General features: G+C 62.5%; 19 protein-coding genes. 15 read left to right on the top strand and 4 right to left on the bottom strand.

Going from position 1 to position 22,069, the window contains the following annotated elements:
* Window positions 1–25: 25 nt before the first annotated feature.
* Complete coding sequence (gene trhP, locus PP4_RS18175) at window positions 26–1,360, bottom strand: prephenate-dependent tRNA uridine(34) hydroxylase TrhP (RefSeq protein ID WP_016500645.1); 1,335 nt, start codon at window positions 1,358–1,360, stop codon at window positions 26–28.
* Between the two features lie 133 nt (window positions 1,361–1,493).
* Between trhP and PP4_RS18170 the strand changes: the two genes are divergently transcribed.
* Together PP4_RS18170 and PP4_RS18165 are read left to right on the top strand one after the other, a co-directional pair.
* Entirely contained in the window at window positions 1,494–2,558 is a 1,065-nt protein-coding gene (locus PP4_RS18170) for an AI-2E family transporter (RefSeq protein WP_016500644.1), read from the top strand.
* Between the two features lie 50 nt (window positions 2,559–2,608).
* Window positions 2,609–4,018 (top strand): aminotransferase-like domain-containing protein, encoded by a 1,410-nt coding sequence (locus tag PP4_RS18165; RefSeq protein ID WP_016500643.1) that lies wholly within the window; start codon window positions 2,609–2,611, stop codon window positions 4,016–4,018.
* On the opposite strand, the gene panB is transcribed toward PP4_RS18165, so the two are convergent.
* The 3 genes from panB to PP4_RS18150 form a co-directional block, all read right to left on the bottom strand.
* Window positions 4,006–4,821, bottom strand: a complete 816-nt coding sequence (gene panB, locus PP4_RS18160) for a 3-methyl-2-oxobutanoate hydroxymethyltransferase (protein ID WP_016500642.1) — start codon at window positions 4,819–4,821, stop codon at window positions 4,006–4,008. The genes PP4_RS18165 and panB overlap by 13 nt on opposite strands.
* A 261-nt stretch (window positions 4,822–5,082) precedes the next feature.
* Window positions 5,083–5,910 carry a phosphonoacetaldehyde hydrolase gene (phnX, locus tag PP4_RS18155; RefSeq protein WP_016500641.1) on the bottom strand — a complete coding sequence of 276 codons (828 nt, stop codon included), beginning with the start codon at window positions 5,908–5,910 and terminating at the stop codon, window positions 5,083–5,085.
* A 34-nt stretch (window positions 5,911–5,944) separates the two neighbouring features.
* Window positions 5,945–7,051: a 2-aminoethylphosphonate--pyruvate transaminase gene (locus PP4_RS18150; protein WP_016500640.1), complete on the bottom strand. Its 1,107-nt coding sequence runs from the start codon at window positions 7,049–7,051 to the stop codon at window positions 5,945–5,947.
* Window positions 7,052–7,163: 112 nt separating this feature from the next.
* Between PP4_RS18150 and PP4_RS18145 the strand changes: the two genes are divergently transcribed.
* The 13 genes from PP4_RS18145 to PP4_RS18090 all read left to right on the top strand — a co-directional run bounded on the left by PP4_RS18145 (window position 7,164) and on the right by PP4_RS18090 (window position 22,058).
* Window positions 7,164–8,027, top strand: a complete 864-nt coding sequence (locus tag PP4_RS18145) for a LysR substrate-binding domain-containing protein (RefSeq protein WP_016500639.1) — start codon at window positions 7,164–7,166, stop codon at window positions 8,025–8,027.
* 57 nt (window positions 8,028–8,084) lie between these two features.
* A complete protein-coding gene (locus PP4_RS18140; protein ID WP_016500638.1) occupies window positions 8,085–9,119 on the top strand; it encodes an AraC family transcriptional regulator in 1,035 nt (344 codons plus the stop codon).
* Between the two features lie 157 nt (window positions 9,120–9,276).
* On the top strand, window positions 9,277–13,767 hold the full coding sequence (locus PP4_RS18135) for an NEL-type E3 ubiquitin ligase domain-containing protein (RefSeq protein WP_016500637.1): 4,491 nt from the start codon (window positions 9,277–9,279) through the stop codon (window positions 13,765–13,767).
* 124 nt (window positions 13,768–13,891) lie between these two features.
* Complete coding sequence (locus tag PP4_RS18130; protein ID WP_016500636.1) at window positions 13,892–15,538, top strand: AMP-binding protein; 1,647 nt, start codon at window positions 13,892–13,894, stop codon at window positions 15,536–15,538.
* Window positions 15,539–15,551: 13 nt separating this feature from the next.
* On the top strand, window positions 15,552–16,319 hold the full coding sequence (locus PP4_RS18125; protein ID WP_016500635.1) for an SDR family NAD(P)-dependent oxidoreductase: 768 nt from the start codon (window positions 15,552–15,554) through the stop codon (window positions 16,317–16,319).
* Between the two features lie 11 nt (window positions 16,320–16,330).
* Window positions 16,331–17,524, top strand: coding sequence for an acetyl-CoA C-acyltransferase (locus PP4_RS18120; protein WP_016500634.1), 1,194 nt, complete (start codon window positions 16,331–16,333; stop codon window positions 17,522–17,524).
* Window positions 17,525–17,532: 8 nt separating this feature from the next.
* Window positions 17,533–18,660: an acyl-CoA dehydrogenase gene (locus PP4_RS18115; protein WP_016500633.1), complete on the top strand. Its 1,128-nt coding sequence runs from the start codon at window positions 17,533–17,535 to the stop codon at window positions 18,658–18,660.
* 13 nt (window positions 18,661–18,673) lie between these two features.
* Window positions 18,674–19,447, top strand: a complete 774-nt coding sequence (locus PP4_RS18110) for an enoyl-CoA hydratase (protein WP_016500632.1) — start codon at window positions 18,674–18,676, stop codon at window positions 19,445–19,447.
* Window positions 19,448–19,906: 459 nt separating this feature from the next.
* Complete coding sequence (locus tag PP4_RS29280; RefSeq protein WP_158490999.1) at window positions 19,907–20,293, top strand: hypothetical protein; 387 nt, start codon at window positions 19,907–19,909, stop codon at window positions 20,291–20,293.
* Window positions 20,256–20,660: a TraR/DksA family transcriptional regulator gene (locus PP4_RS18105; protein ID WP_016485822.1), complete on the top strand. Its 405-nt coding sequence runs from the start codon at window positions 20,256–20,258 to the stop codon at window positions 20,658–20,660. Before PP4_RS29280 ends, PP4_RS18105 begins: the two co-directional genes overlap by 38 nt.
* A gap of 178 nt (window positions 20,661–20,838) precedes the next feature.
* Window positions 20,839–21,033: a hypothetical protein gene (locus PP4_RS18100; protein WP_012271507.1), complete on the top strand. Its 195-nt coding sequence runs from the start codon at window positions 20,839–20,841 to the stop codon at window positions 21,031–21,033.
* A gap of 345 nt (window positions 21,034–21,378) precedes the next feature.
* The gene (locus PP4_RS18095) at window positions 21,379–21,849 is read left to right on the top strand and encodes a hypothetical protein (RefSeq protein WP_016500631.1); all 471 of its coding nucleotides are present in this window, start codon (window positions 21,379–21,381) and stop codon (window positions 21,847–21,849) included.
* Window positions 21,846–22,058, top strand: coding sequence for a hypothetical protein (locus tag PP4_RS18090; protein ID WP_016500630.1), 213 nt, complete (start codon window positions 21,846–21,848; stop codon window positions 22,056–22,058). The genes PP4_RS18095 and PP4_RS18090 overlap by 4 nt, the downstream gene beginning before the upstream one ends.
* Window positions 22,059–22,069: the final 11 nt, after the last annotated feature.

Raw genomic sequence — 22,069 nt, 5'->3', positions numbered from 1 at the left:
AGCTGAGGCGCACATTACAGCATTGTCAGCTTGCCACCTCGTCGGCGCGCAGGTCGCGCATCAGCAGGGCGTAGTCAAGTGCGACCTGCTCCGGAATGGGCAGGTACACCACATGGCCGTCGCCTGGTGCCACGCCGATGGCCTGCTGTTGGCGGTTGCACAGGCGGTGCAGGTCGAAGTGGTAATTGCCACGCGGGGTCATCAGCTCCAGGTGGTCACCTACGGCAAAGCGGTTCTTCACCTTGACCTCGGCCAAGCCTTCGACACGCACGCCGGTCAGTTCACCGACGAACTGCTGGCGCTCCGAGACCGAGTTGCCGCGTTGGTAGTTCTGGTATTCATCGTGCACGTGGCGGCGCAGGAAGCCTTCGGTGTAGCCGCGTTGCGCGAGGGATTCGAGGTTGCCCATCAAGGCGCGGTCAAACGGCCGCCCGGCCACGGCGTCGTCGATCGCCTGGCGGTACGACTGTACGGCACGGGCACAGTAGAAGTGCGACTTGGTGCGGCCTTCGATCTTCAGCGAATGCACGCCCATGCCGGCCAGGCGCTCGACGTGCTGGATGGCGCGCAGGTCCTTGGCGTTCATGATGTAGGTGCCGTGTTCATCTTCGAACGCCGGCATTTCGGTGCCGGGGCGGTTGCTTTCCTGCAGCAGGAAAACCTGCTCGGTAGGGGCGCCCAGGCCAAGGGTGGGCTGCACTTCGCGCACGATGTCGCCGGTGGCGTTCTCGGTGGCCGGCGTGGCGTCGTACTTCCAGCGGCAGGCGTTGGTGCAGGTGCCCTGGTTGGCATCACGCTTGTTGAGGTAGCCCGACAGCAGGCAACGGCCGGAATAGGCCATGCACAGCGCGCCGTGGACGAACACCTCCAGCTCCATGCCCGGCACCTGCTGGCGGATTTCCTCGATCTCTTCCAGGGACAGCTCGCGTGACAGGATCACCCGGCTGAGGCCCATTTGCTGCCAGAACTGCACACTCGCCCAGTTGACGGTGTTGGCCTGCACCGACAAGTGCACCGGCATCTGCGGGAAGTGCTGGCGCACCAGCATGATCAAGCCGGGGTCGGACATGATCAGCGCGTCCGGCGCCATGTCGATGACCGGTGCCAGGTCCTTCAGAAATGTCTTGAGCTTGGCGTTGTGCGGGGCGATGTTGACCACTACGTAGAAGCGCTTGCCCAGGGCATGCGCCTCCTGGATACCCAGCGCCAGGTTGGCGTGGTCGAATTCGTTGTTGCGCACCCGCAAGCTGTAGCGCGGCTGGCCGGCGTAGACTGCGTCGGCGCCGTAGGCAAAGGCGTAGCGCATGGTCTTGAGGGTGCCGGCGGGGGCCAGCAGTTCGGGCTTGGCGGTAGGGTTCATGTGCGCACCGGGGCAAAAAGGCCGGGATGCTAGGGGCGATGGACAAGGCGCGTATTGATTTGCGTCAAGTGAGCGCGGCACTTTTGCCCGAGTGCCATGCACTAATCTCTCACAAGCCATGAGAGGAACTGCAATGAACGAAACCGCGCTACAGAACAAAGCCCTGGCAGTACTCCTGGCGCTGGTGACCATTGCCTTCTTCTGGATCCTGTTGCCGTACTATGGCGCAATCTTCTGGGCGGTGATCCTCGGCATCCTGTTCGCCCCGCTGCAGCGCCACCTGCTGATCCGCTTCGGGCGGCGACGCAACCTGGCCGCGGCCACGACCACGCTGGTGTGCCTGCTGGTGGCGATCCTGCCGGTGATCATCACCAGCGCGCTGTTGGTCCAGGAGGGCGCCACGCTGTACCAGCGCATCGAAAGCGGGCAACTGGACATCGCCGGTTACGTCGAGCACGGCAAGGACCTGCTCCCGGCATTCGCCCAGCATGGCCTGGACAACATGGGCATGGGCAACCTCGACGGGTTGCGTGACAAGATCACCAAGTGGGCAACCCAAGGTAGCCAGGTATTGGCCAGCCAGGCATTCAGCTTTGGTCAAGGCACGTTCGAGTTCGTGGTCAGCTTTGGCATCATGATGTACCTGCTGTTCTTCTTTTTGCGCGACGGCCCGGAAGTGGCTCGCCGGGTGAGGCAGGCCGTGCCGCTGCCCGAGCACCAGAAACGCCGTTTGCAGCTGAAGTTCAACCGTGTGGTGCGGGCGACGGTGAAAGGCAACGTATTGGTGGCCATTACCCAAGGGGCGCTGGGCGGGTTCATTTTCTGGGTGCTGGATATCCCCAGCGCACTGGTGTGGGCGGTGCTGATGGCGTTCCTGTCGCTGCTGCCGGCGGTGGGTGCGGGGATCGTCTGGGCGCCGGTGGCCGCGTATTTCCTGCTGACCGGGGCAATACTGCCGGGCATTATCCTGACCGCGTTCGGGGTGCTGGTGATTGGCCTGGTGGATAACGTGCTGCGGCCGATTCTGGTAGGCAAGGATACGCGCATGCCGGACTACCTGATTCTGGTGTCGACGCTGGGTGGGCTGGCAGTATTCGGGCTCAACGGCTTCGTGATCGGGCCATTGATCGCGGCGCTGTTCGTGTCCAGCTGGGCGATATTTGCCGCGACCAAGCCGCAGGTGCAATTGCCACAGTAGGGGTTTACCAATGCGCCAGGGTTGGGTTCAATGCCGTCACAGTCGCCGCCATGGACAACAGCCAGATCGACAAGCCCAGCTACACCTACCAGGCGGTCTACCGCTACTTGCTCGACAGGATCGAGGCAGCGCCCTGCGATGTGGAGCAGCGCTTGCCGTCGCTGCGCGAGTTGGCCCGGCGCCTGAGCGTTTCGGTATCCAGTACCAAGTACGCCTATGCGCTGCTGGAAGACGAAGGGCGGGTGTATGCGCGACCCAAGCAGGGCTACTTCATCCGAACCCGCGCGCCCGCCATGCGTGGCCATCACTCACCGAGCCTGCTCGACACTGTGTTCGCCAGTGCCCGTCAGCCGGGTATGCTGGCCCTGGGCAGTGATGCGCCGGCCATGATGCTGTCGCTGCAACAGCCGCTAATGATGATCGAGCGCGAACTGGCGCGCCAATACCCGCACTCGTTGGCACCGTTGTTCCAGCCGTTCGGTGAGCCTGAGTTGCGCAGCGTGCTGGCCGACCGCTACACCCGCTCGGCGCAGCATTACTGGAGCGCCGATCAGGTGTTCATCGGCGCGGACCTGCGCAGCATCCTCGAATTGTCGTTACGCGCCCTCGACCTGGAGGGCCAGGTGGCGCTGGTGGAGTCGCCCTGCAACTGGGCGGTGCTGAGGCAGTTGCAGGCTGCACGCATGACCATCATCGAAGTGCCATTGGGTGATGACGGGCGTTTCGACCTGCAGCAGTTTCACCGGCTGCTGTGCGATCAGCCTGTGCGCCTGGCAGTGCTGTCGTCAGCGGCCAACGTGCCGCAAGGTGGCCTGATGCCGGCGGCGGACAAGCAGCAGATCTGCCGCTGGCTAACCGAGCACGCAGTGTGGCTGTTTGAAAACGATGGCTACGGCGAGTTGTGTTTCCACGCGTCAGCGCCGCGCTACCGGGACTTCGCCGACCCTGACCGGCTGCTGGTGTTTTCGACCTTGGACAAGCTGATCGGCGCAGAGGCGCCCTTTGGCTACCTGCTTTGCCGGCAGCATAACGAGCGGTTGCAGCAGCTGTTTCTCGAACGTGCTTTTCGCTTGTCACCGATTCGCCAAAAGGCCATCGCCAGGCTGTTCACCTCGCGTCGGGTCGAGCTGCATGTCAAGCGCTTGCGGCCCATGCTGCGCCAACGCCTGCAGCAGCTGAAGGCGCTACTGGACGTCTACGGCCAGGGATGCCTGCGCATCACTGAGCCCCAAGGCGGGGCCAGCCTGTGGTTGCAGGCGACCCGGCCGGTGGATATGCGCCGGGTCTTCGAGCGGTTGCTGGCGCAGCGCATCGTCATCGCCCCCGGGGAGCTGTTCAGCCAGTGTGGCCTATGGCGCAGCCACCTGCGGCTGTGCTGCACAGTGGACTGGAGCAAGAATATTGCCTTCGCGCTGCAATGCCTTGTCGAGGCGATTCAGGCCGAAGCTCAAACCCCGTAGCAGTGGTGCAAGGCAGGGAACGCCCCGTCGCGCACTTCGTCTGCATAGCGGGTGCAGGCCTCGCGGATCACCTGGCCGACGTCGGCATACTGCTTGACGAAGCGTGGCACGTGGTCGCCCCCCAGCCCCAGCAGGTCTTCGGTGACCAGCACCTGGCCATCGCAGGCGGGTGAGGCGCCAATGCCAATGGTCGGTTTATCGCTGGCCTGGGTGATGGCGTGGGCCACGGGCTCCGCCACGCCTTCGAGCAGCAGGCTGAAAGCACCCGCATGCAGGTTCGCCTGCGCATCGGCGCGCAGGGCTGCAGCGCTGCCAGGGGTCAGCCCCTGAGCCTTGTAGCCGCCCATGGCATTGACGAACTGCGGCATCAAGCCGATGTGCGCCATGATCGGGATACCCCGTGCGACCAGGAATTCGACGGTGCTCGCCAACGCCTGGTTGGCCTCCAGCTTGAGCGCATCGCAGCCGGTGCGGGCCAATACCTGGGCGCAGTTGCGAAAGGCTTGTTCGCGGGATTCCTGGTAGCTGCCAAACGGCATGTCGGCGACCACGCAGGCCAGGCGGGTGCTGTCGACCACAGCGCGGGTGTGGGCGATGGTCTCGTCCAGGCGCATGCCCAGGGTGGACGGGCGGCCGTAGCCGACCATGGCCGTGGAATCGCCGACCAGGATGAAGTCGACCAGCGGGTCGATCACCCGGGCAATGGAGCTTGAGTAGGCGGTGAGCGAAACGATCTTCTGCCGGCCTTTCATGGCTACCAGTTGCGGGACGGTAAGGCGGCTGGTGCGGGGGTGTGTGCTCATTGGGGGCTGGGCATCTCAGGACAGGGATGGCCCATTTTTGGGAACTTGCAGCGGCAACTCAATGTACAGATCCAGGCTGAAAAGCGACCCAGATTGCCTGCTTGATTTGGCCGGCTGGCGCGGTCCTTTGCAGGAGCGGCCTTGTGTCACGATCGGGCCGCAGAGCGGCCCCTCGGATTCAGCAAAAAGGGCTGGATTGCTGGGGCTGCTGCGCAGCCCGATCACGACACGAGGCCGCTCCTGCAGGCCTTGCGCACGGCTTCAGAAGGCTTGTGGCATCTCGCCTTTGGCCAGGCGCCGGTTGATGTCGGCGATCACTTCAGGCAGTTCGTTGATGGTGTCGATCAGGTAGTGCGGACGCGAGCTGGCAAACAGTGCGTGGATGCGCGTGCGCTCGCTTTCCAGCTTCTCGGCGCTCAGCGCCCGGAAGCCATCCCAGGTCAGCCCCAGGGCGTTGCCCGAGCACACCAGTGCCACGGTCCACATGCCGGCACGGCGGCCTTCGAGAATGCCTGGCACGGTGTCGTCGACCTTCACGCAGGCCGCCACATCGTCAATACCCAGTGCAATCACGTTGGCCAGGGCCTGGGCTGGCCATGGTCGGCCGTTAGGGGTTTCGTCGGTGGCCACCACGTGGTCGGCCACGTAGCCGTTCTGCGCCGCCAGTTCCACCACCTTGTCCATCACTACCTTCGGATAGCCCGAGCACGAGCCGATCTTCAGGCCATCCTGGCGAAGCCCGGTAAGGGTGTCCAGCGCACCGGGGATCAGCGCCGAGTGCACGGCGATCTTTTCTATCTGCAGCGGCATGAAGCGGTTGTAGATGGCGGTGACGTCGTCGTCGGTCGGCGTGCGGCCGAACACCTTGCGGTAGCGTTCGGCAATTTCCGGCACGTTGCACAGGGTGCGGATGTGGTCCCATTTGCCCATGCCCATCGGGCCACGGGCTTCCTCGATGGACACTTGCACGTCGAACTCGGCAAAGGCCTCGACAAAGATCTGGGTGGGGGCGAAAGAGCCGAAGTCGACCACGGTGCCGGCCCAGTCGAGGATGGCGGCTTGCAGCTGGGTGGGGTTGCTGTAGTTCATGTGCGCTAATTCCTGAATTCGGGTGGGCAAAGGGTCAGATGTCCAGCACTTCCATTTCCCGCAGCACTTCGGCCACGGCATTCACGGCGGCCTGCATGCCATCGGCACCGACCACGCCAATGCAGCCGACGCGGAAGGTTTCGACCTGGGTCAGCTTGCCCGGGTAGAGGATGAAGCCCTTGGCCTTGACCCGCTCGTAGAAGTCCTTGAACTGGTAGCGGGGATCGTTTGGTGCGTGGAAGGTGACGATGATCGGCGCCTGGATGTCAGCTGGCAGGAAGCTGCGCAGCCCGATGGCGGCCATGCCGTCGAGCAGGGTCTTGCAGTTGTCGGCATAGCGTTGGTGGCGCGCAGGCAGCCCGCCTTCCTCGTTGTATTGCTGCAGTGCTTCGTGCAGGGCCGCGACCACATGGGTGGGCGGGGTGAAGCGCCACTGGCCGGTCTTGGCCATGTAGGCGTGCTGGTCGTACAGGTCCATGGCCAGCGAGTGGGCATTGCCCTCGGCGGCGGCCAGGGCGGTTTTTTCGGCGAAGACGAAGCCCATGCCGGGCACGCCTTCCAGGCACTTGCCGGAGGCGGCGATCAGCGCTTCGAAGGGGATTTCGCGGGCATCGATCGGCAGCGCGCCGAACGAGCTCATGGCATCGATGATCAGGCGCTTGCCGTGGCGTTTGATCACCTGGGCGATTTCGGGCAGCGGGTTGAGGATGCCGGTGCTGGTTTCGCAGTGGATCAGTGCCACGTGGGTCACGGCCGGGTCGGCAGCCAGCAGCCTGTCGACATCAGCGGCAGTGGTGGGCTGGTCTTCGGCGGTTTCGAAGGTGCTGTAGGTGCGGTCCAGCACTTTGCAGATCTTTGCCAGGCGCTGGCCATAAGCGCCATTGATCAGCACCAGGACCTTGCCGTCGCGTGGCACCAGGGTGCCGATGGCGGCTTCCACGGCAAAGGTGCCGCTGCCTTGCAGGGGCACGCAGTGGTGGCTGGCGGTGCCATCGATGATCGCCAGCAGTTGTTCGCAGACGCTGGCAGTCAGCTGGTTGAAGTCACGGTCCCAGGAGCCCCAGTCCACCAGCATGGCTTGGCGGGTGCGGATTGATGTGGTCAGGGGACCGGGGGTCAGCAAGATAGGGGCGTTGCTCATTCCGTTTTTCCTCACAAGCGGTGGAGTGAAACTACGGGTCCTAGGTTGCAATCCGGGCTGTCATCAATCAAATTGTTTGTTGTTATCCCAGCTATAAGTCAGGCCGATAAATATGAACCTGTTCCAGCTACGTGCCTTCGACGCGGTGGCCCGAGAGGGTAGTTTTACGCGTGCTGCCGAGCGCCTGTTCATCAGCCAGCCGGCGGTGACCGGGCACGTCAAGGCCCTGGAGGAGCACTACCAGATCACCTTGCTGCGGCGCACCGCACGGCGTGTGGAGTTGACTGAAGAAGGCATCCGCCTGGCGGCCATCACCCGCGCCATGTTTGGCCTGGCCGAAGAAGCACAGGCCATGCTCGAAGCCAATCGCCAGTTGCTGACCGGGCGCCTGGAGGTGGCAGCCGATGGCCCGCACCGGGTGATGCCGATGCTGGCGCTGTTGCGCGAGCGCTACCCGGGCATCACCGTCAACCTGCGCCTGGGCAATGCTCAGGAAACCCTGGCTGCGTTGCTCAGCGAGCATGCCGACGTGGCTGTGCTGACCGAGATCGAGCCGCGCAGGGGGCTGCATTTGCAAAGTCTTTGTGAGTCTCGCCTGTGTGCCTTGTTGCCGGCGGGGCATGCCTGGGCGAGCGATGAGGAAGACTTGCCGTTGGCCAAGCTGCACCAGCAGATCATGGTGCTGCGCGAACCCAGCTCCACCACCCGGCGTACCTTCGACAAGGCCTGCACCAAGGCGGGTGTGCAACCGCGTGTATTGCTGGAGCTGGACAGCCGTGAGGCGGTGACCGAGGCGGTGGCCTCGGAGTTGGGTATTGGCGTTGTTTCATCAACTGAAGTGGCCAATGACCCACGGGTGGTCGCACGACCCTTATCTGGCGAGGGCCTGATCAACCAACACTTGATTGGTTGCCTGGAGCGTCGTCGAGAATTGCGCCTTATCCAGGCATTCCTGGGGCTGGCGGCGGGGCTGTGATGGCTGTTTTCAGCGTGGCAGCCTAAGATGGCCGGCAACCAGCCGACAGGACCGTCGATGAGCGACAAAGATACGATTTCGATGCAACTGGTGCGCGAAGCGCTGTTGCAGACCTGCCCCGCCGGTAAGCCTGATAGCGGCTTGCTGGCCCGGGCAGGCATTGCCGTTGAACAATTGCACCTTCCAGAGGCGCGGGTCAGTGCCGAGTCCTATGCTCGGCTGTGGCGCTTGCTGGCACGGCGCTGCAACGACGAGTTTTTCGCGATGGATCCGCGCGGCCTGCGCAGCGGCAGCCTGGCGTTCATGTGCCGTGCCAGCATGGGTCAGCCGACCTTGGGCGCCGGCCTGGAAACCGCGCTGGCGTTCCTGTCGCTGATGCTCGAAGACATGCAGCCCAGCCTGGTGCGCCAGGCAGGCCTGGCGGAGATCGTCATCAACGAACCGCGTGACGAACCGCGCCGCGCATTCACCTATTTCACGTTCTGGATGATCGTGCATGGGGTGGCCTGCTGGCTGGCCGGGCGGCGCATCCCTATCCTGGCCATTGACCTGCGCTGTGCCGAGCCGCCGTTCTGTGACGACTATCGGGTGATGTTTTCGGAAAACCTCTGCTTTGAGCGCCCGCGTACGCGCATGATCATCGCGTCTGATTGCCTGGAACTGCCGCTAAAGCGCAGCGAAGAGGAGTTGCAGCGGTTTCTCGCCGGTGCGCCGGATAATATCCTGGTGAAATACCGTGACCCCGCCAGCCTGGCGCGGCGCATCCGTGATCAGTTGCGGCGCATGGACCCGGCCGGCTTGCCGGATGCCGAAGCCGTGGCTGGCGGGTTGTGCATCTCTCTTTCAACCTTGCGCCGGCGCCTGGTGGAGGAGGGGCAAACCTACCAAGGGCTCAAGGACAGCGTACGCCGCGAGCAGGCCATTGCCTGGTTGTCCGACCCCGCGGTGGGCCTTGGCGAGATCGCCGAGCGGTTGGGCTTTGCCGACAGCAGTTCGTTCTACAAGGCTTTTCGCAAGTGGTTCGGTTGCAATCCGGGGCATTACCGAAGCCTGGTACTGGGGCGACAAGCGCCCGCACAGGAAAAGCCTTGATACTGGATGAAGCTGAGCTGAAACACGCCTCGCCTGCCCTTCCTCTCGAGGCGTTTCATGCAGACCCTGGGGCCGGTGGCTGAGGTTCCCCCTGATGACGGCGCGTATCAGCTGACAGAGTGGGTGTTCCCCATGTCAACAAAGATCGCCCCCAATCATGGCCAACCCCACCGAAATCCCTACTGCCCAGACCCCAACGCGCGCCAGCGCGACCGATGCCTTCATCGGCAAGCTGCTGCCCGAATGGTTACGTGCAGCGACCCCGCAACAAATCAAACGCCTGCGCAACCTGTTCAAGGACCACAAGGCCGGGCAGGACAGCGTACGCGCAGCCACTCGGGGGCTTGTCCCGCTGCAAACCTTCGCCCTGGACAAGCTTGGCACGTTGCTCGAGGGCCGGCTCCCCGCGGGCAGCAAACTGAACGAGCTTGAATGGCTTGAACCCGAGGGCGGGGTGGTTAGCGACGGCTTTCTCGGTTTTTCCCTGGGGACTATCGAGGTGCGCCAATCCGCGCTGCTGCGTCTCATGCAGAACTTTCCCAGCGGCGCCACGCCGCTACGCGGTGAGTTTGTCGTCAACGGCGGGCGCAAGGTGCTCTATCGCGCCGACGATGCCTTTGTGAAAGCGTGCAGGGATCTGGACACTGGCAGGTTGTATCAAACCCTGATTGATCAAACCTTCAACGCTCAAACGTGCAAGCTGCTTGTCGCGGAAAAGCGTGCGGGGCTCCGGCTGGCTGCTGAGCTGGCAGTGATCCAGGGTGAACTGAACGAGCAGGTGTGTGAGGCGCTGGCCGAGGTGGCGGATGCCAAGCACAGTGAGGGCCTGCACCTGCAAGGTTACCCAGGGTTGTTGACCATGCTCGGCAAGCCTGTGGCAGATGCCCTGGTGATCGCGTTGCGTGACGCAGCTGGCGAGGCAAGTGGCTGGGTCCTCTATCTTCCCAGCGACCCGTCGCAGGCCTTGCATCACTTCCTCACGCTGGGGCAGATGCATCAGGCCATGGTCAAGCGGCTGAATGCACCTGAATATCAGGATTACTTTATCCAGTTGATTGCGCTTGAGGACCGTCAGGACTTCGTGCAACTGCTTCAGACACGTCTCAAAGACCCAGAGCCTGACCTGCAGATGGATGGCACGACTGGCCAGGGGGACGTGTCCGTACGGCTGGTCGAGCAGCAAGTAAAACGGATAAAAAGCGACGCCAGCCTGCTATTGGTGCCGCTGGCACAAGCTGATGCGCGGGCGGCCAAACAGCGCCAGGCAAGCTGGAAGTCGCTGGGCTGGGACGTGGCCAATCTGGCCGGCATGTTTGTCCCCGTGGTGGGTGAGTTGTTGCTGGGGCGGATGCTGGTACAAACCGTTTCCGGGGTCTACGAGGGTGTGACGGACTGGGCGTACGGCCACCAGCATGAAGCGCTGGAGCACCTGCTTGGTGTGGCTGAGACCCTGGCCCAGGTTGCGGTGACGGGTGCGGTGATCGGCGCTACCGGCCACTTCGTGCGCAGCCGCTTCGTCGATGGCCTTGAGCCAGTGAGGCTGGACAATGGTCAGCAAAGGTTATGGTCCAGCGACCTCACGGTCTACGAGTCGACGCCCGATGAACGCACCCTGGCTGATGATGGCTTGTATGGCAGCGGTACACGCCGCTGGATGCGCAGTGGTGATCGCTACCATGAGGTTCATCGCCCGCAGGTGCAGGGGCCGTGGCGGCTGCGTCATCCACGCGGTGATGAAACCTTTGGACCGGTCGTGGAGTTCAATGGCGAGCGCAGTTGGCATGTGCGGTCGGCTCGCCCGCAGACCTGGGATGACAGCGCCCGCATGCTCGATACGTTGTGGCCGTTCCAGGCACTGCTGAGCACCGAACATGCACAGCAGATCGTACACATGGCGGGCATGAACAAGGACATACTCCGCGGCCTGATAATTGAGAACCGCCCGCTGCCGGTTACCCTGCGCGAGACCTTGCGGCGTTTTGATGCCAACACCCGTATCGAGGCGTTTTTCACATCGCTTGGCGATGCATCGGTGGTGGGGGGGGATGCCGAGATCCAGGCGTGGTGCCTGGCCCGGCCTGGAATGACGGACCTGGATCCGGCCGCCCTCAAAGCCGCTTTACTGCAGCAGCAACCCCAGCTGGAGGGGCCTCTGCTGCAGCATCTGACCCGGGTCAGGCTGCCGGATGACCCCGTAGCCAGGTTGGTAAAGCGTGATTTCCCCCACTTGCCTGACGCCTATGTCGCGGAGGTCGTGGCCGAAGCCGATAACGCCCAGGCCAAGCTGTCCAGGCTCGGCAGGCTGTCTGTGAAGATGGCGACCAAGGCGCGCTTCTTGTCGCAGGTGGCGCGGCTGGACCGGGCAGTGCAGGGCGTGTTTCTAAGCAGTGATTACACAGACGAGGCCGGGGAACTGGTGATCAACCTGCTGTCGAGGCTGCCCAACTGGCCTTCGCAGCTCGGGGTGGAGTTACGCGACGGCTCGCCCTACGGTCGTTTGCTGACCCGGTTGTCGGCCATGTCGACCGAGGGTGAAACCGTGTCAATGGTCCATGTCCACGGACGTTTTCGCTTGTTCGATGGGCAGGGCTATGAACATTCCGCGGAAGTCGCCGAACCAGGCACGATCTTTCAGGCCCTTGCCGCTTTGCTGACGCCCGAACAGCTTGGCCGAATGGGGTTGCCCGCTGAGCAGCCTGCCGCGCTATTGCGTGCCAAGCTCCAGGCCTTGGTGCCCGACACGCGCACCGCCCGCCTGCACCTGCTCGGATGGCGTGAGCAAGCCCCGTGGTTCAACCCGGGCCAGCGTTTGACCAATGGCAGGGTCGGCTATCTGCTGAGCGGCCGCGGCGAAGCCGGTACCGGCCTGCAGCAGCTGTTGCGCGCCCGCCTGGGAGTACTGTATCGAGGGCTCGGTGACGTCGAACTCGAGCAAGAGGCCATACGGCTGCAAGGTTTCGGTGATCAGGCATTCCAGCACCTGCTTGATCTGGAGGATAGCTACAACCGATTGGATCGGGCACTCAACCAATGGTATGGCAGCGAATTGAACGAGGCCCGCCAAACGTGCCGAAAGGTTGTCGCTGACAGCATTCGCAGGGCTTGGCGTTTCCAGGGCGAACAAGTTTACGACAGCGAAGGAAACACCATTGGCCAGCGCCTCAGGCTGGAGGGGCCAAGCATCACGACACTCCCGTCATTGCCGTTGTCGGTGGACTTCCCTCGCCTCGTTTCATTAGTGGTCAACGACACCGCGGTCACCGTTGTACCGGTGGACTTCCTCCACGGCCTTACGGCCCTGACCGAGTTGAACCTCGTCGGTAACCAGCTATCTGCAGTACCGATCGGTATCGCCTACCTTATCGAACTGCGCACCTTACGCCTGGCTCGTAACAACATTCACTTGAACATCAGCTCCATCAGCGCAATCAACCGCCTCCCACGACTGGAAGCGGTAGACCTGAGTTACAACCCATTGGGGCAATATCCTGTGCCCTACAACCAGCTGTCTCATTTGCGTGAGCTGGATTTGCAGCATTGCCGCCTGGGCGTCTGGCCGAGTGGCCTCGAACTTTGCAGCTCGCTTGAAAAAGTGAACCTGAGTGGTAATCACCTGAAGGTAATACCGGAAGTTGTCCTGAGGATGCCGCAGTACTTTCGGCACATGTTCGTGGTGGTGCGCAACCCCCTGAGCACGTATGACGTGCAGCGCCTGTATGCCTTCGATGTCATTCTGGAAGAGGGTGTGATGCCTGCGCCGTCGTTGAAAGGGCTGCAACGGGCACGTTCGCTGTGGGTGGAGGGTAGCGAGGCCAGCACTTTGGAGGCGCGAGGGCGGCAGTGGGATGAATTGGCAGGCATGCCTGACAGCGTCGGTTTGTTTGCGCTGGTTGAGCAGTTGGAACGCACTACCGACTATGTCAACGCCAGCGAGTACCTGCGGGGCAACCTGTGGACGCTGTTGGATGCCTTGTGCAGCAATACGGCTTTGCGTTTGGAAGTGTTCGCCGAGTTGCGCCCCCCGTTCGGCTCGATCAACCGCGTCGTTCGCCGCTTCAGCGATTTGCTAAAGCGGGCAGCGATTGCCCAGGCTGAAAACAACACCTCACCTGATCGCGGTAATCAGTTGCTCAATCTTGGGCGGGGGTTGTTCCGCCTGGAGCAAGTCGAACGACGTGCCACTGCCGAAACAGCCCGACGCGCAGCCCAGGGGCAGTTTGTTGACGACGATACCATCGACACGATCAACCTGTATTTCCGAGTCAAGCTGCACGAGGTACTGCAGTTGCCCTTCCAGCCGCAGACCATGGATGCCAGCGAAACGGCGGGGGTTAGCGATGCAGCGATTGCGCAGGCGTTGCGTCGAGTCAAGGATGCTGAAACATTGCTCAACCTCTCGCGCAGTCTTGCACAGCGCGAGTTCTGGCAGCGTTACCTGTGCGAACGGAGCAGCGAGTACTTCACCAACCTGGAGCGTGTCTATCGGGACCGCGTACAGCTTATAGAGCAGCAACGTGCTGAACTTGCCCCCGCTGAAGTCACCCAGCGCCTTGACGACCTGGTCATCGAACGCGACCAGGACGAGCGAGCCCTGTTGGTGCAACTGACTCACCAACTGTTATATGGCAAGGAGCGCGGCCAGGCCTGAGGTCGGCAGCGGCCAAACCGGTCATCCAGATTGACAACTTTGGCCATTGCCGCCGCGGTTGAGCGGCGCGAACATCATCGGACTTATGGTTCAACTCCAAAAACAATAAACCAGGAGTCCGACGATGCGTGATTACGCCGAGGCCGCTCGAGCGTTCGACCCTGCCCAGGCCGCTAGCGCGGCGCTGCATGGCCACCTCGAAGCCCTCAATGCCTGTGTCGAATGCTGTGACCGCCATGCCGGTGACGGCAAGCTGGCGCTGATCCACGAAGACCGCGACGGCACCAGCGCACGCTACAGTTTTGATCAGCTCAAGGCACAGGCGGCCCGCTTTGCCAATGTGCTCAAAGCGCAGGGCGTGGGTGCAGGGGACCGGGTGGCGGGCCTGATGCCGCGTACTCCCGAGTTGCTGGTGACCATTCTCGCCACCTGGCGTCTCGGTGCGGTGTACCAGCCGCTGTTCACCGCGTTCGGCCCCAAGGCCATCGAACACCGCCTTGAACAGTCCCACGCCCGCGCTATCGTCACCGACAGCCACAACCGTGCCAAGCTGGACGAGGTGCAGGCCTGCCCATCGATCATCACGGTCAGGGCCCGCAGTGGCGAGCTGGATTTTCAGCAATGCCTGGATGCTGCCTCGCCGGTATGTGAACCGGTCATGCGCACGGGCAACGACCCGTTTCTGCTGATGTTCACCTCTGGCACCACCGGCCCGGCGAAACCCCTGGAAGTGCCATTGCGTGCCATTGTCGCGTTCCAGGGTTACATGCGGGATGCCATCGACCTGCGCCCCGAGGACAACTTTTGGAACCTGGCCGACCCGGGCTGGGCCTACGGCCTGTATTACGCCGTCACCGGCCCATTGTCGCTGGGCCATGCCACCACCTTCTACGATGGCCCGTTCAGCGTTGAAAGCTGTGCCCAGGTAATCGACAAGCTGGGTATCACAAACCTGGCTGGCTCGCCCACGGCGTATCGTTTGTTGATTGCCGCGGGCAAGGCATTTTCGGCACCGGTCAAAGGCCGGCTGCGTGTGGTCAGCAGCGCCGGAGAACCCCTCAACCCGGAGGTGATCCGCTGGTTCGCCGAGGAACTGGACGTGACCATTCACGACCACTACGGCCAGACCGAGTTGGGCATGGTGCTGTGCAATCATCATGGTTTGTTGCATCCGGTGCACCTGGGCTCGGCCGGCTTCGCCATCCCCGGGCATCGCATCGTGGTGCTGGATGCCCAAGGTAACGAACTGCCAGCTGGCCAGCCGGGCATCCTCGCGGTTGACCGCGAGCAGTCGCCATTGTGCTGGTTCGCCGGCTACCACGGCCAGGCAACCAAGGCCTTCGTCGGCAAGTACTACCTCAGCGGCGACACGGTGGAGCTGAACCAGGACGGCAGCATCAGTTTCGTTGGCCGCAGCGACGACGTTATCACTACCTCCGGTTACCGAGTCGGCCCGTTCGATGTGGAAAGTGCATTGATCGAGCACCCGGCGGTGATCGAGGCAGCGGTGATTGGCAAGCCGGACCCCGAGCGTACTGAGCTGATCAAGGCCTTCGTGGTTTTGGCCAACGGCCATGTGGGCAGCGTCGAGCTGGAAGAAACCTTGCGCCAGCACGTGCGCCAGCGCCTCTACGCGCATGCCTACCCCAGGGAAATCGAATTCGTCAGCGAGCTGCCCAAGACCCCGAGCGGCAAGCTGCAACGCTTCATCCTGCGCAATCAGGAAGTCGCCAAACAACAAGCGCAACAGGCCACCCCTGCCAGCGTCTGAAAGGAAACCGATCATGCACATAGCCAATAAACACTTCATCGTCAGCGGCGCCGCCTCCGGGCTGGGTGCTGCCACTGCGCAGATGCTGGTCGAGGCCGGCGCCAAGGTCATGCTGGTCGACCTCAATGCCCAGGCCGTCGAGGCCAAGGCCCGTGAGCTGGGTGACAACGCCCGCTTCGCCGTGGCTGACATCAGCGACGAGCAGGCTGCCCAGGCGGCCGTCGATGCAGCCGTCAGCGCCTTTGGCAGCTTGCAAGGGCTGGTCAATTGCGCCGGCATCGTTGGTGCCGAGAAAGTGCTGGGCAAGCAAGGTCCGCATGGCCTGGCCAGCTTCGCCAAGGTTATCAACGTCAACCTGGTCGGCAGCTTCAATTTGCTGCGCCTGGCCGCTGCAGCCATGGCTGAAGGGGCTGCCGATGAGGCCGGCGAGCGTGGCGTGATCATCAACACCGCCTCCATCGCTGCCTATGACGGCCAGATCGGCCAGGCCGCCTATGCTGCCTCCAAGGGCGCGATTGCCAGCCTTACCTTGCCGGCCGCGCGCGAACTGGCACGCTTCGGCATCCGCGTGATGACCATCGCCCCGGGCATCTTCGAAACGCCGATGATGGCTGGCATGACCGAGGAAGTGCGTGCTTCGCTGGCTGCCGGCGTGCCGTTCCCGCCACGCCTGGGGCGCCCGCAGGAATACGCTGCGCTGGCCCGTCACATCATCGAGAACAGCATGCTCAACGGCGAGGTGATCCGCCTCGACGGTGCACTGCGCATGGCTGCCAAGTAAGGAGAGCGAACATGACCCTCGCCAATGATCCGATTGTTATCGTCAGCGCCGTGCGCACGCCCATGGGCGGCCTGCAAGGCGACCTGAAAAGCCTGACCGCACCACAACTGGGCAGTGCGGCCATTCGTGGTGCCGTGGAACGTGCCGGCATCGATGCTGCCAGTGTCGAGCAAGTGCTGTTCGGCTGTGTGCTGCCGGCCGGGCTGGGCCAGGCGCCAGCACGCCAGGCCGCACTGGGGGCTGGGCTGGACAAGCACACCACCTGCACCACCCTGAACAAGATGTGCGGCTCGGGCATGCAGGCCGCGATCATGGCCCATGACCTGCTGCTGGCCGGCACCGCAGACGTGGTGGTGGCGGGGGGCATGGAAAGCATGACCAACGCCCCGTACTTGCTGGACAAGGCCCGTGGCGGGTATCGCATGGGCCACGGCAAGATCATCGACCACATGTTCATGGACGGCCTGGAAGACGCCTATGACAAAGGCCGCCTGATGGGCACCTTCGCCGAAGACTGCGCCCAGGCCAATGCGTTTAGTCGCGAAGCCCAGGACCAGTTCGCTATCACCTCGCTTACCCGTGCCCAGGACGCGATCAGCAGCGGCCGTTTTGCCGCCGAGATCGTGCCGGTGGAAGTCACCGAGGGCAAGGAAAAGCGCGTCATCAAAGATGACGAGCAGCCGCCCAAGGCGCGCCTGGACAAGATCCCGCAGCTCAAGCCCGCCTTCCGTGAAGGTGGCACGGTGACCGCAGCCAACTCCAGCTCAATTTCCGACGGCGCTGCGGCGCTGGTACTGATGCGTCGCTCCGAAGCCGAAAAGCGCGGCCTTGAAGCACTGGCAGTCATCCATGGCCACGCGGCCTTCGCCGACACCCCGGCGCTGTTCCCGACCGCGCCGATCGGCGCCATCGACAAGCTGATGAAACGCACCGGCTGGAACCTGGCCGACGTCGACCTGTTCGAGATCAACGAGGCCTTTGCCGTGGTCACCCTGGCGGCCATGAAACACCTTGACCTGCCCCACGACAAGGTCAACATCCACGGTGGCGCCTGCGCCCTTGGCCACCCGATCGGCGCTTCGGGCGCACGCATCCTGGTGACCCTGCTGTCGGCCCTTCGCCAGAACAACCTGCGCCGCGGCGTGGCGGCCATCTGCATTGGCGGCGGCGAGGCCACGGCCATGGCCGTCGAATGCCTGTACTGAGGTGAACCATGCTGGTAACTGACGAGCAACAACAGATCGCCGATGCGGTACGTGCCTTTGCCCAGGAACGCTTGAAACCATTTGCCGAGCAGTGGGACAAGGAACACCGCTTCCCCAAGGAGGCCATCGAGGAGATGGCGGGGCTGGGCCTGTTCGGCATGCTGGTCCCGGAACAGTGGGGCGGCAGCGACACCGGTTACGTGGCTTACGCCATGGCCCTCGAAGAAATCGCCGCTGGCGATGGTGCCTGCTCGACCATCATGAGCGTGCACAACTCGGTAGGCTGTGTACCCATCCTGCGTTTTGGCAGCGAGCAGCAGAAGGCGCAGTTCCTCACCCCCCTGGCAACTGGCGCGATGCTGGGTGCCTTTGCCCTCACCGAACCGCAGGCTGGCTCCGATGCCAGCAGCCTGAAGGCCCGAGCGCGCCTGGACGGTGACCACTATGTGCTCAATGGTAGCAAGCAGTTCATCACCTCCGGGCAGAACGCCGGGGTAGTGATCGTGTTTGCAGTGACCGATCCAGAGGCCGGCAAGCGCGGGATCAGCGCCTTTATCGTGCCCACTGATTCGCCGGGCTACCAGGTAGCGCGGGTGGAGGACAAGCTCGGCCAGCACGCGTCGGACACCTGCCAGATCGTCTTCGACAATGTGCGTGTGCCGGTGGCCAACCGCCTGGGCGCAGAAGGCGAGGGCTACAAGATTGCCCTGGCCAACCTGGAAGGCGGGCGCATCGGTATCGCCTCGCAGGCTGTGGGCATGGCCCGTGCGGCGTTTGAAGTGGCGCGGGACTATGCCAATGAGCGGCAAAGCTTTGGCAAGGCGCTGATCGAACACCAGGCCGTGGCCTTCCGCCTGGCCGACATGGCGACGAAAATTGCCGTGGCCCGGCAGATGGTGCTGCACGCCGCCGCGCTACGTGACGCCGGGCGCCCGGCGCTGGTGGAAGCGTCCATGGCCAAGCTGTTTGCCTCGGAAATGGCCGAAAAGGTCTGTTCGGATGCCTTGCAGACCCTGGGCGGTTATGGCTATCTGAGTGACTTCCCGCTGGAGCGGATCTACCGCGACGTTCGGGTTTGCCAGATCTACGAAGGCACCAGCGACATTCAGCGCATGGTCATTGCGCGCAATCTTTGAAGGAGCAGACTGCATGGCATTCGAAACCATCCTGTTGGACATTCACGGCAAGGTCGGGCTGATTACCCTCAACCGCCCGCAGGCACTGAATGCGCTGAACGCGCAGATTGTTGGCGAGATCAACCAGGCCCTGGACCAGCTCGAGCGTGATCCGAGCATCGGTTGTGTGGTGCTCACGGGTTCGGCCAAGGCCTTTGCCGCTGGCGCCGACATCAAGGAAATGGCCGACCTGCAATACCCGCAGATCTACGTCGATGACCTGTTCAGCGACGCTGACCGCATTGCCAACCGGCGCAAGCCGATCATTGCTGCGGTATCCGGCTTCGCCTTGGGCGGTGGCTGCGAGCTGGCGATGATGTGTGACTTTATCCTTGCCGCGGACAACGCCAAGTTTGGTCAGCCGGAAATCAACCTTGGCGTGCTGCCGGGCATGGGCGGCACCCAGCGGCTCACCCGTGCGGTGGGCAAGGCCAAGGCCATGGAACTGTGCCTGACCGGTCGCCTGATGGGGGCCGAAGAGGCCGAGCGTGCTGGCCTGGTGGCGCGCATCGTGCCGCAGGCAGAGTTGGTGGAAGAGGCGCTGAAAGTAGCGGCGACCATTGCCAGCAAGTCGATTCCGGTGAGCATGATGGTCAAGGAGAGCGTCAATCGCGCGTTCGAAGTTACCCTTAGCGAGGGCGTGCGCTTTGAGCGTCGGGTGTTCCATGCGGCGTTCTCTACCGAAGACCAGAAAGAAGGCATGGCCGCCTTCATCGCCAAGCGCGAGGCGCAGTTCAAGAATCGCTGATCAGACTCGGTTCGTGCCGTTGCCGTTGCCGTTGCCGTTGCCGTTGTTTTTGCTTTTGCTTTTGCTTTTAAGTGCGCGGTAGTTCAGGCGACGCAGATTGCGACTTCAGGAACCCGGAGCGAGGGGACCCCGGAGCGAAGCTTAGGGTCCGGATGATGAGAGCCAGCGTTTTTTGGTGGACCTGCCCCGTGACAACGGACGCCTTCAAGCGACAAGCGAAAGCGAAACAGTGGTGGTTTTTAGCTCGCGCATAGGCCATTTGCGATGGCGACGCATATTCACCTTTTCGCCCTTACGGCGAGTCACTTTTTGTCAAACGCGACAAAAAGTAACCAAAAAACGCTGCGCTCCGATCATCCGGCCCCTGCGCTGCGCTCCGGGGTTCCCTCACTCCGGCCTCGCTCCCGGGAGGACCGCGCTGCAGGCCCCATCCTGGGGCCCAGCGCTTGACGGGCATCCATGCCCGTCACCTCCCTCCGCAAGGCCTGCGTTCGGCCTCCTGAAGTCGCGAAGATCAAGATCAAGATCAAGATCAAGATCAAGATCAAGATCAAAAGCCGGCGATATGGCCGCAGCCAGAAATACGGTTTACTACTGGCTATACAGCAGAGCCGCGGTGCCGACCGGCGGATTGTAAGCACTGGAAGCAAATTTGCACCCGATTGCAGTTGCTCCACGCGACGTGGCGCCTTAGACTGCCGCCCCCTGAGAAAGAGTGCCGGTTGGCGCTTGAAAATTTCCGCTGCCGATGCCAAGGCGTCGGCGGCACCCGAATCGCCCCAATGCACATTTTTTCATAGAGAAATCGATGACCAAGGAACAGTTGCTGGCCATGTCGGCCGATGACTACATGAACGCTGACCAGCTGGCTTTCTTCACTGGCCTGCTGCAGTCGATGAAAGTCGAAACCCATGAACGCATCGAGCTCAGCCGTGCCACCATCGAAGGCCTGGACACTCCGTCGGATCCTGCCGATGTGGCGTCGGTCGAAGAAGAGCGTAGCTGGCTGGTCAATGCCATCGACCGCGACCAGCGCCTGCTGCCTCAGCTGGAAATGGCGCTGGACCGTATCTCCGACGAGAGCTTCGGCTGGTGCGATGACAGCGGTGAGCCAATTGGCCTTAAGCGCCTGCTGATCAGCCCGACCACCAAGTACTGCATCGAAGCGCAAGAGCGCCACGAGCAGCTCGACCGCCACCAGCGCCAGGTATAAACCCGCGCGCGGTGCCAAGCCCCACGGAGCAATCCCTGGGGCTTTTTGCGTTTTTTGCTGATACCGGTTTTGTTGTCCCGAACGTAACAGTGCTGTACCGCGAAGCGCTGTTTTCTCCCGGTGGGCAGGCGTATCATAACGCTATCGTTAGGGTGCTAACTAAGTGCCGGAGGGCATGATGAATAGCCGGGTCGATGTAGCTGTGATGATAGGTTCGGGAGTGCCAGCCACCTTGCAGGCGCTGGGTAAACGCATCTGTTGGGTGGTGCTGGTCAATGGCGAGCGTCGGGGCACCGCCTTCGCCACGCGTGAAGAGGCACTTGAATGCCAAGCTGCCTGGCAGCAGCAACTGAAGAAAGGCCTGGCCGCCTGAAATTGTTTTTTGCCTCTCGACGGGTTTCGGTGTTTTCGGGCATATTTGTCCTACGGTAATACGCACATGGATGCCAGGGCTTGTCTACTTGCAGGCTCACCCCCATGGTTGCGTTTTCTGGTAAGTGATCTCAGGCATCACGCTTCCCAAATCGGGAATTAGCCAAACGCCTTCGTTTGAGGGCGAATCTGGCAAACCAGAGTAAAGATTCCTGCACGCTGCATCGTCAGCGGGCACAGACATTTCGCATATCGCTTTATTACTCTTTTCGCCTATCGATAAGAAATGGCCGTGCCTCCCCGAGCTTGGGAGAGGGCGGGTTGTAACCGGTTGAGGATTACTTCATTGGCAGTCAGCACACTTGATACCCATGCGTTGTTCGCCTTGGGCGACTTGCGCGGTAAATTGGCCCAGCTGTTCCAGGGCCGCTTTATCTACGTTACCGAACAAACCCCCGAAGGCCTTTACATGGCCGAAATCGACACCGAAGAAGCATTGGTGGTCGATGACAAGCAGCGCCTTGAATTGAAAGTCGGCGATCACTTCCGCGCTGCGGTGTTGCCCAGCCGTGAAGGTGGCAAGCTGGAAATGCGCTTTCGCGAAATCAAACTGAATGTGTATGGCGTGGGCGATTATGCCTTCGTGTCGGTACCCGAAGGTGAGGGCATCGTGTTGCGCGAGGGGCATGGCGTGATGCTGGTTTTCGCCGCGCAACAGCAGGTTCAGGAAGGCTTGGGCAAATTGCTCAAGGCGGTGACCGGCAAGGTTGCCAAATGGCGCAAGGGCGAGTTGACCACCTTCAAGGCCAGTGAATGACCGACAGCGGCGATGCGCCTGTCACGCGTGTCGAGTTTCATCGACAGCACCAGGCAGATGCCGTGGCCGAGGCCGAACGTTTGCTGGCCAGGCGTGGGGAGCTGCAAGGCGCCTGGTTGCACTGGGTGGCGGGTGCGTTGTACCGGCTCGGTCCGCCCCCTTATGCCGCCATGGTACGGCGGGAGCTGCAGCGCCTCAGCCAAGGGTGAGGCGGAGGCCC

Origin of the sequence: Pseudomonas putida NBRC 14164, from assembly GCF_000412675.1 — a bacterium.
GTDB lineage: Bacteria > Pseudomonadota > Gammaproteobacteria > Pseudomonadales > Pseudomonadaceae > Aquipseudomonas > Aquipseudomonas putida.
Note: the sequence above shows the minus strand (reverse complement) of the source record. Positions and strands in the feature narration are given on the sequence as shown.